Below are 14,681 nucleotides of genomic sequence, written 5' to 3' on the forward strand. Positions count from 1 at the left end.
CCCTCTTGTTCACACCGTGGTCGGCGCCATGGCGGAAACATCCAGCGCTTGTTCCAGCGCCTGCGACCACGCCCGCTTCAGTTCCGACACGGCTGCGGACACGACTGGCTTGCCGTCCACCACAATCTGCAATTGTTCGGGAAGCGTCCGCCCGACCGCGTCTGCCGCTACGCCGTATGTTAACCCTATTTGTTGGATTCGCTGGACATTCTTTTCGTCGCAGGAAACCAGGACGCGGCTGGCATCCTCGCCGAACAGGACGACTTCGGCGGGAAGGCCGCCGGAAGCCAATTCCATCCGCGCGCCCATTCCTTGAGCGAAGCCACACTCCGCCAGGGCCACGGCCAGGCCACCCTCAGAGCAATCGTGTGCAGATTCAACCAGCCCTTCGCGGATGAGCTCGAGCAGGCACTTCTGCAGCGCGGCTTCCTGCGCCAGCTCGAGCGCCGGAGGGAAGCCCCAGAGGGTTCCGAGGACCTGGCTGGCGTACTCCGAGGAACCGAACTCGGCCTGAGCGTCGGTGAGGTCGCCGGGTTCGGAGCCGCGCAGCAGCACCAGGCTTCGGCTCGGGCCGCGGAAGTGCATGGTCATCATCTTCTCGGCGTCCTCGAGGATGCCGACTACGCCGACGACAGGAGTGGGATAGATGCCCTCGCCCAGGGTCTCGTTGTAAAAGCTGACGTTGCCGCCGGTGATGGGCGTGCCCAGGGCTTCGCAGGCGCGGGCCATGCCGTCCACGACCTGGGAGAACTGCCACATGATCTGGGGCTTTTCCGGATTGCCGAAGTTCAGGCAATTGGTGGCGGCCACAGGCTGGGCGCCCACGCAGGCCACGTTGCGCGCGGCCTCGGCCACGGCGTGCATGGCTCCCAGGCGCGGATCGAGATAGCACCAGCGGCCGTTGCCATCGAGCGACATGGCCACGGCGCGCGCGGTCTCCTTCACGCGGATGACGCCTGCGTCGCCGCCCGGGCCCTGGATGGTATTGGTGCGCACCATGGATTCGTACTGCTCGTGGATCCAGCGCTTGGAACAGATGTTGGGCGAGGCGAGCAGCTTCCTGAAGTTGGAGGTCAGGTCGGCGGTCGCGCCCAGGCGGATGCGCGACGGCATCTCGCGCTCGACGGGCGCTTCCCAGCGCGCGAGCGGCCGGTGATAGACGGGAGCTTCCTCGGTGAGCGCGGTGTTGGGGATTTCGGCTACAACCTGTCCGTGCTCGAGGACGCGCAACGTGCCGCCGCGGGTGACGCGGCCCACGGTCACGGCATCCAGGCCCCACTTTTCAAAGATGCGGAAGACTTCCGCCTCGCGGCCCTTCTCGGCCACCAGCAGCATGCGCTCCTGTGACTCCGAGAGCATGATCTCGTAGGCGTTCATGCCGGTTTCGCGCTGCGGGACCTTGTCGAGATCGATCTCGAGGCCCACGCCGCCGCGTGCGCCCATCTCGCAACTGGAGCAGGTGAGGCCGGCCGCGCCCATATCCTGGATTCCGATCACGGCGCCGGTTTGCATGGCCTCCAGGCAAGCTTCCAGCAGCAACTTTTCCAGGAAGGGGTCGCCCACTTGCACGTTGGGACGCTTCTGCTCGCTGGCTTCGCTGAATTCTTCGCTGGCCATGGTGGCGCCATGGATGCCGTCGCGCCCGGTCTTGGCGCCGACATAAATGACCGGGTTGCCTTCACCCGCGGCACGTGCGTAGAAGATCTGGTCGCGCTTCACCAGGCCGAGGGCAAAAGCGTTGACCAGGGGATTCTGCGAGTAGCAGGGCTCGAATTTCGTTTCGCCGCCCAGGTTGGGCACGCCGAAACAGTTGCCGTAGAAGGCGATGCCGCTGACCACGCCTTCGAGCAGCGCATGGTTCTTGCGAATGGCGGCCGCATCGGCCGCACTGCCGCCGACGATGGGCCCGAAGCGCAGGGAATCCATGACCGCCAGCGGCCGCGCTCCCATGGTGAAGATGTCGCGCAGGATGCCGCCGACGCCGGTGGCCGCGCCCTGAAACGGTTCGATAAACGACGGGTGATTGTGCGACTCGATCTTGAAGGCGCAGGCCCAGCCGTCGCCGATATCGATGATGCCGGCGTTCTCGCCGGGGCCCTGCACTACGCGTGAACTCTTCGTCGGCAGGCGCTTGAGGTGCACCTTCGAGGACTTGTAGGAGCAGTGCTCGCTCCACATCACGCTGAAGATGCCGAGTTCGGTGAGGGTGGGTTCGCGCCCCAGCAGCCGGACGATCTTCTGATATTCCTCCGGGGTCAGGCCGTGCTCTTCCACGACTTCGGGAGTAATGGCAGCACGCTCAGCGGCGGTGGACATGAGGGGAAGATTCATTTTCGCATGGCGAGACCATGCTTGCTACCACCCGCGGGAGAACCCCTAGGCAGCGGTCAGGCCCTGGCAACCAGCCGCGCTGCGCCCACCAGAGTCACCGCTCCCACCGTGGCCGCGGCCAGGCTGCCAATAAAACCGCCGTACGCGATGCCCAGCTTGCTGAAAATCCAGCCGCCCAGGACGGCGCCGATGAGGCCTAAGAACAGGTCCGCAATAAGCCCGAAGCCGCCCCCACGAGTGACAGTTCCTGCCAACCAGCCGGCGATGATCCCAATGAGAATCCATCCCAGTAATGAATGCTCCATGATGTGACCTCGCTTTCTTCTCCCAACTCATTCCCGGGCAGTCAGGTTTGGGATTTCTTTCTACCCGCCACCACCAGGGCGGCGCCAACAGCCATCGTGAGACCACTGAGAATCGGTGGAATGGATATTTTCTTCTCCTCTTTCACCGTTGCCTGCACCGGGCCCACGCTCACCGAGTTTCGCTCGGTCTTGTAGGTGAACTCGCCGATCATCAAGCCGGCGGCTCCCATCACGATGAGCACAATGCCGATGAGGGTGACAGGTCTCATAGTCACGACCTCCACAGATGGCGGCGGCCGAACTTGCTAGGCCGTCCTTCGAACCAAGCCGATCAGGAACAACAAGGCCATGGAACCAACCAGCGCCATGAGCAACTGCGCGACCAGTCCGTACGCCGCCAAGCCCACAATGCGAAACAGAAAGCCTCCCAGCAAGGCCCCGATCACCCCGACAATCAGGTTACCCAACAGTCCAAAGCCGCGCCCGCGACTGATTTTTCCGGCTAGCCAGCCGGCTATCAAGCCAAGGACCAGGATTGAAAGTATGTCCATCTCTTCCTCCCACTCTCTGCTTCACGGGAGACAATGAGGACCCGGACCCGCGGGGCTCGGGGGAGCCGCTGGTTTGCGGCTCGCCTGAGCGGTCCAGATGCATGAATCAGGACGTTTCCTGCGTACCTTGAATTCGATGCGCGCAGAGCAGCCAGGGTTATCCCTGTGAGCCGGAACTACCGTTCATCAGCGCGCTGCTTTTCACTGAACGTACTTGGCGCGGACAGCCAGGCCGCTCTTCAAGGCTTCGATGGTGGCGGGGATGCCATGCACCGGAATGATGCGCTCCACCTTCAGCCCCAGCTCCGTGATCTTCCTAGCCATGTTCACCGTGTCTGGCCCGGCGATAACGAGCTCGAGCGAAATGGGATCCCAGACATCGGCTTGAAACAGCACCTTCTCTTTCGGGAAGTAGGCCACGAGCATTTGGGTGATGTGGCCGGTGGGGCCGAAGTCGTAGAGCTCGACGCGGTTGGCGCCGTCCTCCAGCACTCGGAACCTTTCCACGGTTTCGATGCTTGGCGCCCGCGGATGGCGGGTGAGCGCGTCGGGATACATGGTGCGGCGGCTGGACGCGACTTGCTCGATGATGCCTTTCGCGTCCGGGGTCGTAAGTATGGAAACTCCTTCGGCGATATAGGGCCGCACGCCAGCCACGTGGTCGTAGTGGAAGTGGGTGGCCACCAGGTAGCGGATGGGTTTGTCGGGAACCGTGGCACGGATCAGCTCGAGGCAGGTCTCCGAATAGCGGCTGTGGAGCGGCGCTTCGAAGACGACGACGTGGTCGCGAAAGACGGCGAACATGATGTTGTAGGGGCCGCGGATCATGAACAGGTTCTCGCCCAGCTTCTGGACGGAGGGTTCCGCGGGATCCTGCGCCATGGGCACTACGTCCTGCTGCGGCGGCGGCTGGAAACTCCCTTCAGCCAGCGATATGTCGAGTTCGATGGAACTGGCGCGCATCTCCTGCGTGGGTACGCCCGCCACACGGTCGATGTAACGGAAAGGGAGCTGCAGCCGACCCACGCGACGGTAATCGTCGTAGACCACTTCCTGGTAGCTATCACCGGCGAGCGCGTGTTCGCGCAGGAATTCGGACTTCGAGAGTAAGCCGGTCTTGGCGTCGAAATAGAGCAGCACGCGGGTTCCGAGGACATCGGTGAAAGAGATGACCTTGTGGGTCCTTCCAAATTCCTGGCCTTCGCCCACCCAGGCAAGCGTCTCCGGCCGGTTCAGAGCCATGCGGAGCGCGCCTTCCGGGTAGCGCCGGAACCTGCGGACGTGGGAGGAGCGCGCATCGTCGGCGGAGAATGCGCGGTAATAGGACTTTTCCTGCCCGAAGGTGATGGTTTCGAAACCGGAGTTCTCGGTGCCCACATTCTTGCGCGTGATGAAGTCTTCGCGCTTGACGTCGGCCTCGACCATCTCCTCAAGCCAGCGATTCCCGCCGTAGTCGAGGAAGCCGACGCCCTGGTCGCGTCCGTTCGGAGGCGGAGCGGCCAGCGTCGGTGCGGCAACGGCATAGGGTCGCGGGTGCTGGCCGGAGCCGATCCACTCGCCGGACAGTTGCCGGCGAACAGTCCTCAGGTCGCGAAGGGCTTCGAGCCCGCCGATTGCGTCGACGCCGGAATCGATCACTTCTCTCGCCTTGAAGTAGGAACTCAAGCCCGGGGTCGAAGGCTCCTGGGCGCAGGTCAAGGCCGTGCAGAAGACAGTCAGCAGGCAGGAGTTTGCGACACCGGCAAGCGTCATCGGTGTTCCTCCAAGTTCCCCTTTTCACGAACCTTGAGTGAGACGAGTGGCGGCCAGGATTCCTTCCATGTTTTGCCGGCATGGCGCGGATGAACGTCGCTCATGATCCGCGGGATACACTAGGAGAATGAAGTCGGTCATCGTCGGCACGGCCGGGCACATCGACCACGGGAAAACCGCTCTGGTCAAGGCCCTCACGGGTATCGATGCCGACCGCCTGGACGAAGAAAAGCGGCGTGGCATCACCATCGACCTGGGCTTCGCCCACCTGGAGCTGGCCGCGCCCGACGGCGCGCCGCTGCGCCTGAGCTTCGTCGACGTTCCCGGGCACGAGCGCTTCGTGCGTAATATGCTGGCGGGGGTGGGCGGCATCGACCTGGTGCTGTTCGTGATCGCGGCGGACGAGTCCATCAAGCCGCAAACCCGCGAACATTTCGACATCTGCCGCCTGCTCAACATCCCACGCGGCATCACGGTGCTGACCAAGTGCGACCTGGTGGACCGCGACACGCTGGAAGTGGTGCGCCTGGAAGTGGAGGACTTCGTGCGCGGCTCGTTCCTTGACGCCGGGCGCGCGCCGATCATCCCGGTAAGTTCGCGGACTGAAGAGGGCATTCCGGAACTCAAGCAGGCGCTGGCGCGCTCGGCCGCTGAAGTCCGGCAAAAAGAGAGCGCGGCGCTTTTCCGGCTGCCCATCGACCGTGTCTTCGTGATGAAGGGATTCGGGACGGTCGTAACCGGCACGCTGGTGGCGGGCTCGATCGGCAAGGAGGAAGAAGTCGAGGTCTATCCCAGTGGGCGGCGCGTACGCGTACGCGGCGTCCAGGTGCATGGCCAGCCCGCCGCGCGCGCGCGAGCCGGGGAGCGCACCGCGCTGAACCTGGCCGGCGTAGCCAAGGAGGAGCTGGCGCGCGGCATGACCCTGGCGCCTCCCGGCGTGCTGCGTTCCACCGAGCGCGCCGACGTTTCTCTCACGTTGCTGGACGGCGCCAGGCCGCTGCGGGATCGGAGCCGTGTGCATCTGCACGTGTTCTCCGCCGAGACAGTTGCCGAAGTGCTGCTCTACGACGACAAGCAGCTCAGCCCCGGTACTACGGCGTTCGCGCAATTGCGTCTGGCCGATGCCATGTTGCTGCTGCCCGGCGACCGGTTTATCGTCCGCCAGTTCTCGCCGGTAGTCACCATCGGGGGTGGCGTCGTGCTGGATATCGCACCGCCGCTGCGCAAGCAGGATTACACGCCGGGCTTCCTCTCCATCCTGGCAACCGGTGACGGCGATTCCGCCTTCAAAGCGCGCGTGGCGCGGCGCGGGCACAACGGACTTTCTTTGAACGAGGCCGTAGCGGAAACCGGGTGGACGCGGGAGACCGTGGAGAAGCACGCTGCCTCGCCGGTGCACGCGGGCCTGGCTCGGCGCGTCGGCGATGTTTTTGTTCACGGTCCGGCGCTGGACGCTCTGCAAAAAGTCCTGTTGGAGGCAGTCAAGGGTTTCCACGACAGGAATCCCCTGGTTCCGGGAATGGGCAAGGAGGAGCTTCGCGAAGAGCTCCACTTGCGCCCGGAGATTCTTGACGCGGTGCTGGCAACCCTGACCGCCGACAACAACCTGGAAGTCCTGGGCGAACAGGTGCGACTGCCGGGACGGGGCGTCGTGCTGAGCGACGAGGAAGCCGCCGCGCGGAGCACAATCGAGCAAGCCTTCGTCGCCGCCGGCCTGAAGGTTCCCGCGCTGAAAGAGGTGCTGGCCGCTCTGCCGGTGGACAAGACACGGGCGCAGAAGATCGTGACCTTGCTGCTGCGGGACAAAGTGCTGGTCAAGCTCTCCGACGATTTGGTCTTCCACTCCGCCGCGTTGGCGGAACTGCGACGGCGGGTCGCAGAACACAAACACACATCCGCCAAAATCGACGTGGCCCGCTTCAAGGACCTGGCCGGGGTGAGCCGCAAGTACGCCATCCCGCTGCTTGAGTACCTGGACCGCGAGCGCGTTACGCGGCGCGTGGGTGATGACCGCGTGATTCTTTAACCGCGGATCCCGCGGATAGACGCGGATCAACGGAAGGACTGATTGTGGAACGTATAATCAGGGCTTCTCTCGGCGTTGTTTGCGATCTCGGCGGTGAGAGTTGACGGCTCCCATTCGCATCATCGGCGGCGGGCTGGCGGGCTGCGAGGCGGCGTGGCAGTGCGCGCGCCGCGGTCTGGAGGTCGAGCTGTTCGAGATGCGCCCGGTGCGCTCGACGCCTGCCCATCAAACCGGCGACCTCGCTGAACTGGTGTGCTCGAACTCGCTCAAGAGCGATATGGAAAATACCGCGCCCTGGCTGCTGAAGGAGGAAATGCGCCGCGCCGGGTCGCTGCTGCTGGAGTGTGCGCGCGAAGTAGCCGTGCCGGCGGGCCACGCGCTGGCCGTGGACCGCGCGGCCTTCGCCGCGCGCGTCACCCGTGCCATCGAAGCCGAGCCCCTCATCCGCTTGCGGCGCGAGGAAGTCACGCGCATCGAGGAAGACGATGGCTTTTGGATCATCGCCAGCGGCCCGCTCACCTCGGACGCGCTTTCGGCTGAAATCGGGCGGCTTAGCGGCGCGTCGCACCTGGCTTTTTACGATTCCATCAGCCCCATCGTGGAAGCCGACTCCATCGACATGGAACGCGTTTATTTCGCGGCGCGCTACGACAAGGGCACACCTGATTACATCAACTGTCCGTTCACCAGGGAAGAGTATGACCGCTTCTATGACGCGCTGATCGCCGCCCAATCCGTGGACGGCCACGACTGGGAGAAGCTCAACTACTTCGAGGGCTGCCTGCCCATTGAGGAGCTCGCGCGGCGCGGCCGCGACACGCTGCGCTTCGGGCCGATGAAGCCGGTGGGGCTGCGCGACCCGCGCACCGGGAGGCAGCCGTACGCGGTGGTGCAGCTCCGCCGCGAGAGCCTGCGCGCCGATTCCTACAACCTGGTCGGCTTCCAGAACCACCTTAAGTTCGGGGAACAGGCGCGCGTCCTGCGGCTTATCCCCGGGCTGGAAAACGCGCGCTTCCTGCGCTACGGCCAGATCCATCGCAACACCTACATCAACGCGCCGGCGCTGCTCGCGGAGACGCTGGCGCTGCGCGCGCACCCGCGCGTCTTCTTCGCCGGGCAGATTTGCGGCGTCGAGGGGTACGTGGAATCGATTGCCGCAGGGCTGATGGCCGGACTGCACGTTGCAGCCCTTGCGGGCGGCGTAGCGCCGCTGCCTCCGCCGCGTGAAACGGCGCTGGGCTCACTCGTTCACTACATCACGCACTCCGACGCGCGTGACTTTCAGCCGGCGAACATCACGTTCGATCTGCTGCCGCCGCTGGAGAGGAGAGTCCACGATCGCGCCGAGCGCCACCGCCTCCAATGCGAGCGGGCGCTTCACGCCTTCGACCGCTGGCGGGACACAGCCCAAGCCCTCGGGTGCGTCCGCACGGAAGCGGCCTCCTGATTCAAATCCAGCCGGACCACAGACTCCGCCCAAACGCTGCAAGCCACATCACAACGAACAGTGTGTTCAGCCAGAAGCTGTCGCCGCCCCGGCACTTACCTCAGGCCCCTCCCCGTTGACGTTGCAGACCGATGGCGCTAACGTTGCGCTTGTCGTCATGACGACTCCTTCCCTCTCGGCGGTCGACGCGGTCACGCCCGCCTTCGACCATGCGCGCCGTGCCCTGTTGCAGCCCTTTCGTTTCGCCTTGTGGTGGCGGCTTTCCCTCGTGGGCTTGCTGAGCGGAGAGTTTGTCAGCGGAGGCGGGGGCGGGGGCACGAACTGGCAAGTGCCGGCTCAGCGGCGCGGCAATGAAGACCTGATCGGGTATTTCGCTGAACCGGATTTCTCCCGGATCATGGAGTTTCTGCCACTGATCCTGTTCCTGGTTGCGGTGCTGATCGTGCTGGGCATCGTCATGCTGTACATCAGCAGCGTGTTCCGGTTCATCCTGTTGGAGACGGTGCTGCACGACCGCTGCGAGATCGGCGCGGGATGGAATCGGTGGCAGCGGCAAGGCTGGAGCTACTTCCTGTGGCAGCTCGGTTTCAACCTGGCCGTCCTGTTGATGATGGGGCTGGTAGTCGGTCTGGCGCTGGCGGTCGCCGCCGCCACTGGCGCTCTGAGCGCCCCGCGTGAGCATGTAGCGTTGCTGGTAGCGGGCGGTGTGGTCCTGTTTTTCGTGTTGATGGCGATGCTGCTGGTCAACCTTGTGATCTGGCTGTTCACCAAGGACTTCGTCGTGCCCATGATGGCGCTCGATGATGTGGGCGCGGTGGAGGGCTGGCGCCGTCTCCTGCCGCTGTTGAGCGCGGACAAGGGCGGCTACGCCGTCTACGTGATCATGAAGGCCATCCTGGCGGTGGGGGCCGCGCTGGTGTTCGGCATCGCGCAGTTGATCGTCACTCTGATTCTGCTGGTGCCTGTGGGCCTGGTTGCCGCCGGTGCCATCCTGGGCGGCAAGGCCGCCGGACTGACGTGGAACGCGGCGACCATCGCCCTGGCCGTCGTGGTGGGAACCGTCCTGCTGCTCCTGCTGATCTGGCTATGGGCGCTGATCTCCGTGCCCGCCGTCTTCTTTTTCCAGTCGTACACGCTGCGGTTTTTCGGCGGGCGCTACGCGCGGCTGGGCGCGCTGATGGGGCCGGTTCCGCCGCCGATTCCCGTCGTCCCGGCTGCGGGCGTCTAGCGTTTATCTCCGGGCCCGGTTCTTGATCCAGATGGGTGTGCCCGCAAATCCGAACGCACGCCGGATCTGATTCTCCAGAAAACGCTGATAGGCGAAGTGCAGCTTGACCGGCCGGTCGGTGAACAGGATGAATGTCGGCGGAGAGGTAGCGGCCTGCGTCATGTAGTAGATCTTCACTTTTTTTGCGGCCGGCACGCCAGCGCGCTCGAAGTCCACGGTCTTGAGGAAGCGATTGATCTCGCCGGTGGAGACTCGCTTTCTGCGCTCCGCCGCTACCTGCTCGACCGTGGCGAAGACCTTCTCCACCCCACGTCCATCGAGCGCGGAGATGAACAGCACCGGCGCGTAGGACAGGAATTTTAGCTTGCGTCTCAGACGCTGCTCATATTCGTGCGGCGTCACGGGTCGTGTGGCCCGGCTACGCTCGGTCGCGACCTTCACCTGGTCCCACTTGTTCACCACCACGATGACCGAGCGCCCGCTCTCGTGCGCGTAGCCGGCGATGTTGGCGTCGAGCGCGGTCACGCCTTCGACGGCATCGATCATCAGCAGGGCGACGTCGGCTGACTCCAGATGCTTGCGCGCCATGACGACCGAAAGCTTTTCCGCCATCAGTTTGGTCTTGCCTTTGCGGCGGATGCCGGCGGTGTCGATGAAGCGGTACCAGTGGCCATCGCGTTCCACCGCTTCATCCACAGCGTCGCGCGTGGTGCCGGGAATCTCGGAGACGATAGCGCGCGGAACTCCGGTGAGCCGGTTCAGCAACGTGGATTTGCCGACGTTCGGCCGCCCGATGATCGCCACCTTGATTTCGCCGGTCTCGCTGACCGCAGCCGGCTGCTCGCCTTCTGTGCCAAGCCGTCCTTCCGCGGCAGGCGAGATCCTCTCCAGAATCGCCTCCAGCAGTTCGGCGACGCCAGTGCCGTGCTCCGCCGAGACCGGGAACATCTCGCGTATGCCCAGACGCCGGAAGTCTTCGACTTGGGCTTCGAGCTTGGGAGTGTCGATCTTGTTGACCGCTAGGAACAGGGGCTTGCCGGTGCGCAGCAGGAGACGCGCCAGCTCGATATCCGGCGCCGCCAGTTCGGTGCGTCCGTCGACCACCAGGATCACGGCTAAACTCTCTTCCAGCGCAACTCTCGCCTGGCGGAAGATCTCGGCCGGGATGAGCTCTTTTTCGTGCGGGATGATGCCCCCGGTGTCCACCACGCGCAGCTTTCGCCCAAGCCATTCGGCCTCGCCATAGATGCGGTCACGGGTGATGCCGGGCTCGTCGCCCACGATGGCCCTCCGTATCCCAAGAATGCGGTTGAAGAGCGTGGACTTGCCGACGTTGGGCCGGCCCACGATGGCAATGGTTGGCGTCTGGTTGGTCATCGCAAGCGCGGCCCGCGGCTATTATAGAGACGCTCTCCGTGACTACCGCCACGCAGCCTTCGCTCTACGCCTTCTTCGGTCCCGGGGGACTGCTGGCCAAAACGCATCCCGCCTACGAATTTCGCCGCGGACAACTGGAAATGGCGCAGGCGGTCGAGCAGGCGCTGACCGAGAAGCGGCACCTCATCGTCGAAGCCGGCACCGGCACGGGCAAAACGCTGGCCTACCTGCTGCCCGTCATCCGCGCGGGCAAGCGCGTCGTGATCTCCACCGGGACCAAGACTCTGCAGGAACAACTTTTCTACAAGGACATTCCGTTCCTGGAGCGTGAAGCCGGCCTGGGCAAGCTGCGTGTCTGCTACATGAAAGGGCGGAACAACTACCTTTGCCGGCAGAAGCTGTACGACCTCACCGACCGGCCCGTGCTCACCGGCCTGGAACAGGTGGAGCACTATCAGCTCATTGCGGCCTGGGAGAAGACCACGGAGACCGGCGACCGCGCCGAACTGGCCGCGCTGCCGGAAGCGAGTGTGCTGTGGCCGCGTCTCGACGCCCGCGCCGAGGCCTGCTCCGGGCAGAAGTGCCCGCAGTTCGACCGTTGCTTCATCACGGAGATGCACCGCCGCGCCGCCGAAAGCGACATCATCATCGTGAATCATCACTTGTTCTTCGCCGATCTCGCCATCCGCCAGATTCCCGATCGCGCCTCGGACGTCGGCATCCTGCCGGAATTCGCTGCGGTCATCTTCGACGAAGCCCATGAGCTGGAAGACGTGGCGTCCAGCTACTTCGGGGTGACGGTCAGCGACCTGCGCTTCGCCGATCTGGTGCGCGACATCGAGAACACGGCCAAGCTGAAGCAGGCCTTCACGCCGGACGTCAAGGCGGCTGCCCAGAGCCTGCGCGATCGCGCACAATTCTTCTTCGCCCTGCTGCCGCCGGGCGAAGGGCGCTTTGCCTTCGAGAACCGCCGCGAATTCCTGGAGGAGAACGGCGACGACTACCTGGCCCTGTTGAACGCCCTGGGCGGGATGGCTTCGACGCTCGAGGCCCTGCCCGAGCGGCCGGAGGAGATCGTCCGCCTGGCGCGCCGGGCGCAGGAACTGCGGGTGCAGACCAGCTTCCTGCTGGAATCGGCCGACCGCAACACGGTGTTTTGGATCGACCGGCGAAGCCGAAGCGAAGACCGGAGGGGCCGTGGCGACGAGAAACGCTCCCGCGGCGCCCGCGAATCGGCGAGCCACGTCTTTATACAAGCGACTCCCATCGACGTCTCCCAGATCCTTCGCGATTGCCTGTGGCAGGACCTCGAAACCAGCGTGCTCACCTCGGCCACGCTGGCCGTGAGCGGCAACTTCCAATATCTCCGGCGGAGACTGGGGCTCGAGCACGTGCGCGAACTGGTCGTACCGTCACATTTCGACTACGCCAGCCAGGCGCTGCTCTACATCCCGCCTTCGCTGCCCGACCCGCGCGTGCCGCAGTTTGCGCCACGCGCTGCCGAACTGATCCGCCGCACGCTCGAGGTGACTCAAGGCCGCGCCTTCTGCCTATTCACCAGCTACGCCCAGATGCGCGACTTCCACCAGCGCCTGGAAGACCAGCTCGACTTCCCGCTGTTGCTGCAGGGCACGGCTCCCAAGAACGCGCTGCTGGAAGAGTTCCGCCAGACCCCGGGGGCGGTGTTGTTCGCCACCTCCAGCTTCTGGCAGGGAGTGGACGTGCAGGGCGAGCAGCTCAGTTGCGTCATCATCGACCGGTTGCCCTTCGCCGTGCCGGCTGACCCGGTGGTGGCCGCACGCATCCACGCTATCGACGAAGAAGGCGGCAACGCCTTCTTCGACTACCAGGTTCCCTCCGCCGTCATCACCCTCAAGCAGGGCTTCGGCCGCCTGATTCGCTCGCTCGACGACCGCGGCCTGCTGGTGTTGCTGGACAACCGCGTGCTGCGCCAGCGCTACGGCCGCATTTTCCTCGAAAGCCTGCCTCCCTACCGCCGTACCACCGAGTTTGCCGACGTGGAGGCGTTCTTCCGGGAGCGCTCCGGCTGAGAAGTGACGGAAGGGAGCGGTCTCCAGGGACAGGTCCGCCCGCTCACGCTACAATGTCCAGGCTGAACGGCTGAAACCGGATGGCTGAAGGCTGGTGTTCATGTTCCAGGTGAGCGTGGAAGAGAGCTTCGCGGCAGGCCACTACCTGCGCAACTACCGGGGGAAGTGCGAGAAGCCGCATGGACACAACTACCGGGTGCGCATCACGCTGGAAGGCAAGGACCTCGACCAGGCCGGCCTGCTGCTGGACTTCAAGGACCTGAAAGAGGTTCTTAAGAACACCATCGAACGCCTCGACCATCAGATGATGAACGACCTCGAGCCCTTCAAGACTCTCAATCCCTCCGCCGAGAACCTGGCCAAATACTTCTACGAGTGCGCCCGTACCCGCCTGAGCATGGCCACCGACAACCGCATCCGGGTGAAGGAAGTCACGGTGTGGGAGACGGATAGCACGACAGCTACCTACTTCGAGTAGCGAGTACCGAGTTGCAAGTCCAGCATCATGACACAAGATGGCTCAGTCCTATCGAGATCTCATAGCGTGGAAGCACGCGATGGCACCGGCACGCTTGGTGTATCAGACCACTGAGAATCTTCGCCAGAACGAGACCTTTGGCCTTACGGCTCAGAAGCGGCGTGCAGCCGTCTCGATACCCAGCAACATTGCTGAAGGCCAGGCTCGTTTCTCCAAACGGGAGTTCGCGCACTTCCTTTGTAGTGCGCGTGGCTCGCTCGCCGAGCTTGAGACGCAGGTCATTCTGCCAGAGACCTGGATTACCTGAAGGAGGAACATGCCACCAAGGTCCTCAAGGCAACCGATGAGTTGAGCCGTTTTCTGAGCGGCCGAATCTCTTTCTGCGTGAGGGCTAGCGCCCGCAACTCGCAACTCGGTACTCTGTACTCGGTACTCTTAGGCGCACCGCGCATGCAAATCACCGAGATCTACGCCTCCCTGCAGGGCGAGTCCTCCTACACCGGGCTGCCGTGCATCTTCGTGCGCCTGACGGGATGTAATTTGCGGTGTACCTGGTGCGACAGCGAGTACACCTTCACGGGCGGACGTCGCATGACGGTGGAGGAGGTGGAAGCCGAAGTCCGCCGCCTCTCGCCGGTCCGGCTGGTCGAGATCACCGGCGGCGAACCGATGCTGCAGGAAAAGGAAGTCCTGGAACTCATGCGTCGCCTGCTGGCATCCGGGTACACGGTCCTGCTCGAGACCAGCGGTGAGCGCCCGCTGGCCAGCGTGCCCAAGGAAGTGGTGAAGGTGGTGGACGTGAAGTGCCCGCACTCCGGGGAGCCGGACACCTTCCGCATGGAGAATCTGGATGCGCTCACGATTCGCGACGAGGTGAAGTTCGTCCTTACCGACCGTGCGGATTACGAGTTCGCCCGTGATTTCATCCGTCGCCATGACCTTCCCGCGAAGGCCGGCTCGGTGATCCTTTCTCCCGCTTTCCGCAAGGACGCGGCCGGGCCGCGCGATGCCTCCCACTGCCTCCTCGATCCCCGCGAATTGGCCGAGTGGATGCTTGCCGACGGCCTCAACGTGCGCCTGGGCCTGCAGGCCCACAAGTTCATCTGGCCGCCGGAAACCAAGGGTGTCTAGTGCA

General features: G+C 64.2%; 13 protein-coding genes. 7 read left to right on the plus strand and 6 right to left on the minus strand.

The features are described from left to right. Nucleotides 1–9: 9 nt before the first annotated feature. The 5 genes from purL to VNK82_12730 form a co-directional block, all read right to left on the minus strand. Entirely contained in the window at nucleotides 10–2,316 is a 2,307-nt protein-coding gene (purL, locus tag VNK82_12710; protein ID HXE91810.1) for a phosphoribosylformylglycinamidine synthase subunit PurL, read from the minus strand. A 71-nt stretch (nucleotides 2,317–2,387) separates the two neighbouring features. After that, nucleotides 2,388–2,636 (minus strand): GlsB/YeaQ/YmgE family stress response membrane protein, encoded by a 249-nt coding sequence (locus VNK82_12715; GenBank protein HXE91811.1) that lies wholly within the window; start codon nucleotides 2,634–2,636, stop codon nucleotides 2,388–2,390. 41 nt (nucleotides 2,637–2,677) lie between these two features. Then, nucleotides 2,678–2,905 carry a hypothetical protein gene (locus tag VNK82_12720; protein HXE91812.1) on the minus strand — a complete coding sequence of 76 codons (228 nt, stop codon included), beginning with the start codon at nucleotides 2,903–2,905 and terminating at the stop codon, nucleotides 2,678–2,680. A gap of 36 nt (nucleotides 2,906–2,941) precedes the next feature. Then, on the minus strand, nucleotides 2,942–3,187 hold the full coding sequence (locus tag VNK82_12725; GenBank protein HXE91813.1) for a GlsB/YeaQ/YmgE family stress response membrane protein: 246 nt from the start codon (nucleotides 3,185–3,187) through the stop codon (nucleotides 2,942–2,944). A gap of 201 nt (nucleotides 3,188–3,388) precedes the next feature. Next, nucleotides 3,389–4,939: an MBL fold metallo-hydrolase gene (locus tag VNK82_12730; protein HXE91814.1), complete on the minus strand. Its 1,551-nt coding sequence runs from the start codon at nucleotides 4,937–4,939 to the stop codon at nucleotides 3,389–3,391. 127 nt (nucleotides 4,940–5,066) lie between these two features. Here VNK82_12730 and selB point away from each other — a divergent pair, with 127 nt between their 5' ends. The 3 genes from selB to VNK82_12745 all read left to right on the plus strand — a co-directional run bounded on the left by selB (nucleotide 5,067) and on the right by VNK82_12745 (nucleotide 9,640). After that, nucleotides 5,067–6,965 carry a selenocysteine-specific translation elongation factor gene (selB, locus tag VNK82_12735; GenBank protein HXE91815.1) on the plus strand — a complete coding sequence of 633 codons (1,899 nt, stop codon included), beginning with the start codon at nucleotides 5,067–5,069 and terminating at the stop codon, nucleotides 6,963–6,965. Between the two features lie 100 nt (nucleotides 6,966–7,065). Further along, a complete protein-coding gene (gene trmFO, locus VNK82_12740) occupies nucleotides 7,066–8,412 on the plus strand; it encodes a methylenetetrahydrofolate--tRNA-(uracil(54)-C(5))-methyltransferase (FADH(2)-oxidizing) TrmFO (protein ID HXE91816.1) in 1,347 nt (448 codons plus the stop codon). 157 nt (nucleotides 8,413–8,569) lie between these two features. Beyond that, a complete protein-coding gene (locus tag VNK82_12745) occupies nucleotides 8,570–9,640 on the plus strand; it encodes a hypothetical protein (GenBank protein HXE91817.1) in 1,071 nt (356 codons plus the stop codon). A gap of 3 nt (nucleotides 9,641–9,643) precedes the next feature. On the opposite strand, the gene der is transcribed toward VNK82_12745, so the two are convergent. Then, complete coding sequence (gene der / locus VNK82_12750) at nucleotides 9,644–11,017, minus strand: ribosome biogenesis GTPase Der (protein HXE91818.1); 1,374 nt, start codon at nucleotides 11,015–11,017, stop codon at nucleotides 9,644–9,646. A 38-nt stretch (nucleotides 11,018–11,055) separates the two neighbouring features. Between der and VNK82_12755 the strand changes: the two genes are divergently transcribed. The 4 genes from VNK82_12755 (at nucleotide 11,056) to VNK82_12770 (ending at nucleotide 14,677) form a co-directional block, all read left to right on the plus strand. After that, nucleotides 11,056–13,068 carry an ATP-dependent DNA helicase gene (locus VNK82_12755; protein HXE91819.1) on the plus strand — a complete coding sequence of 671 codons (2,013 nt, stop codon included), beginning with the start codon at nucleotides 11,056–11,058 and terminating at the stop codon, nucleotides 13,066–13,068. 100 nt (nucleotides 13,069–13,168) lie between these two features. After that, nucleotides 13,169–13,546, plus strand: a complete 378-nt coding sequence (gene queD, locus VNK82_12760; GenBank protein ID HXE91820.1) for a 6-carboxytetrahydropterin synthase QueD — start codon at nucleotides 13,169–13,171, stop codon at nucleotides 13,544–13,546. A gap of 37 nt (nucleotides 13,547–13,583) precedes the next feature. Further along, entirely contained in the window at nucleotides 13,584–13,853 is a 270-nt protein-coding gene (locus VNK82_12765) for a four helix bundle protein (GenBank protein HXE91821.1), read from the plus strand. Nucleotides 13,854–13,996: 143 nt separating this feature from the next. Beyond that, nucleotides 13,997–14,677: a radical SAM protein gene (locus VNK82_12770; GenBank protein HXE91822.1), complete on the plus strand. Its 681-nt coding sequence runs from the start codon at nucleotides 13,997–13,999 to the stop codon at nucleotides 14,675–14,677. Nucleotides 14,678–14,681 lie beyond the last annotated feature (4 nt).

This window comes from Terriglobales bacterium (assembly GCA_035573675.1).
Taxonomy (GTDB): Bacteria; Acidobacteriota; Terriglobia; order Terriglobales; family Acidobacteriaceae; genus DATMAB01.

Excerpts from the sequence above, each read along its gene's own strand:
- purL (HXE91810.1), bottom strand. The coding sequence starts at position 2,316 with ATGTCCACCGCCGCTGAGCGTGCTGCCATTACTCCCGAAGTCGTGGAA.
- VNK82_12715 (HXE91811.1), bottom strand. The coding sequence starts at position 2,636 with ATGGAGCATTCATTACTGGGATGGATTCTCATTGGGATCATCGCCGGC.
- VNK82_12720 (HXE91812.1), bottom strand. The coding sequence starts at position 2,905 with ATGAGACCTGTCACCCTCATCGGCATTGTGCTCATCGTGATGGGAGCC.
- VNK82_12725 (HXE91813.1), bottom strand. The coding sequence starts at position 3,187 with ATGGACATACTTTCAATCCTGGTCCTTGGCTTGATAGCCGGCTGGCTA.
- VNK82_12730 (HXE91814.1), bottom strand. The coding sequence starts at position 4,939 with ATGACGCTTGCCGGTGTCGCAAACTCCTGCCTGCTGACTGTCTTCTGC.
- selB (HXE91815.1), top strand. The coding sequence starts at position 5,067 with ATGAAGTCGGTCATCGTCGGCACGGCCGGGCACATCGACCACGGGAAA.
- VNK82_12745 (HXE91817.1), top strand. The coding sequence starts at position 8,570 with ATGACGACTCCTTCCCTCTCGGCGGTCGACGCGGTCACGCCCGCCTTC.
- der (HXE91818.1), bottom strand. The coding sequence starts at position 11,017 with ATGACCAACCAGACGCCAACCATTGCCATCGTGGGCCGGCCCAACGTC.
- queD (HXE91820.1), top strand. The coding sequence starts at position 13,169 with ATGTTCCAGGTGAGCGTGGAAGAGAGCTTCGCGGCAGGCCACTACCTG.
- VNK82_12765 (HXE91821.1), top strand. The coding sequence starts at position 13,584 with ATGGCTCAGTCCTATCGAGATCTCATAGCGTGGAAGCACGCGATGGCA.
- VNK82_12770 (HXE91822.1), top strand. The coding sequence starts at position 13,997 with ATGCAAATCACCGAGATCTACGCCTCCCTGCAGGGCGAGTCCTCCTAC.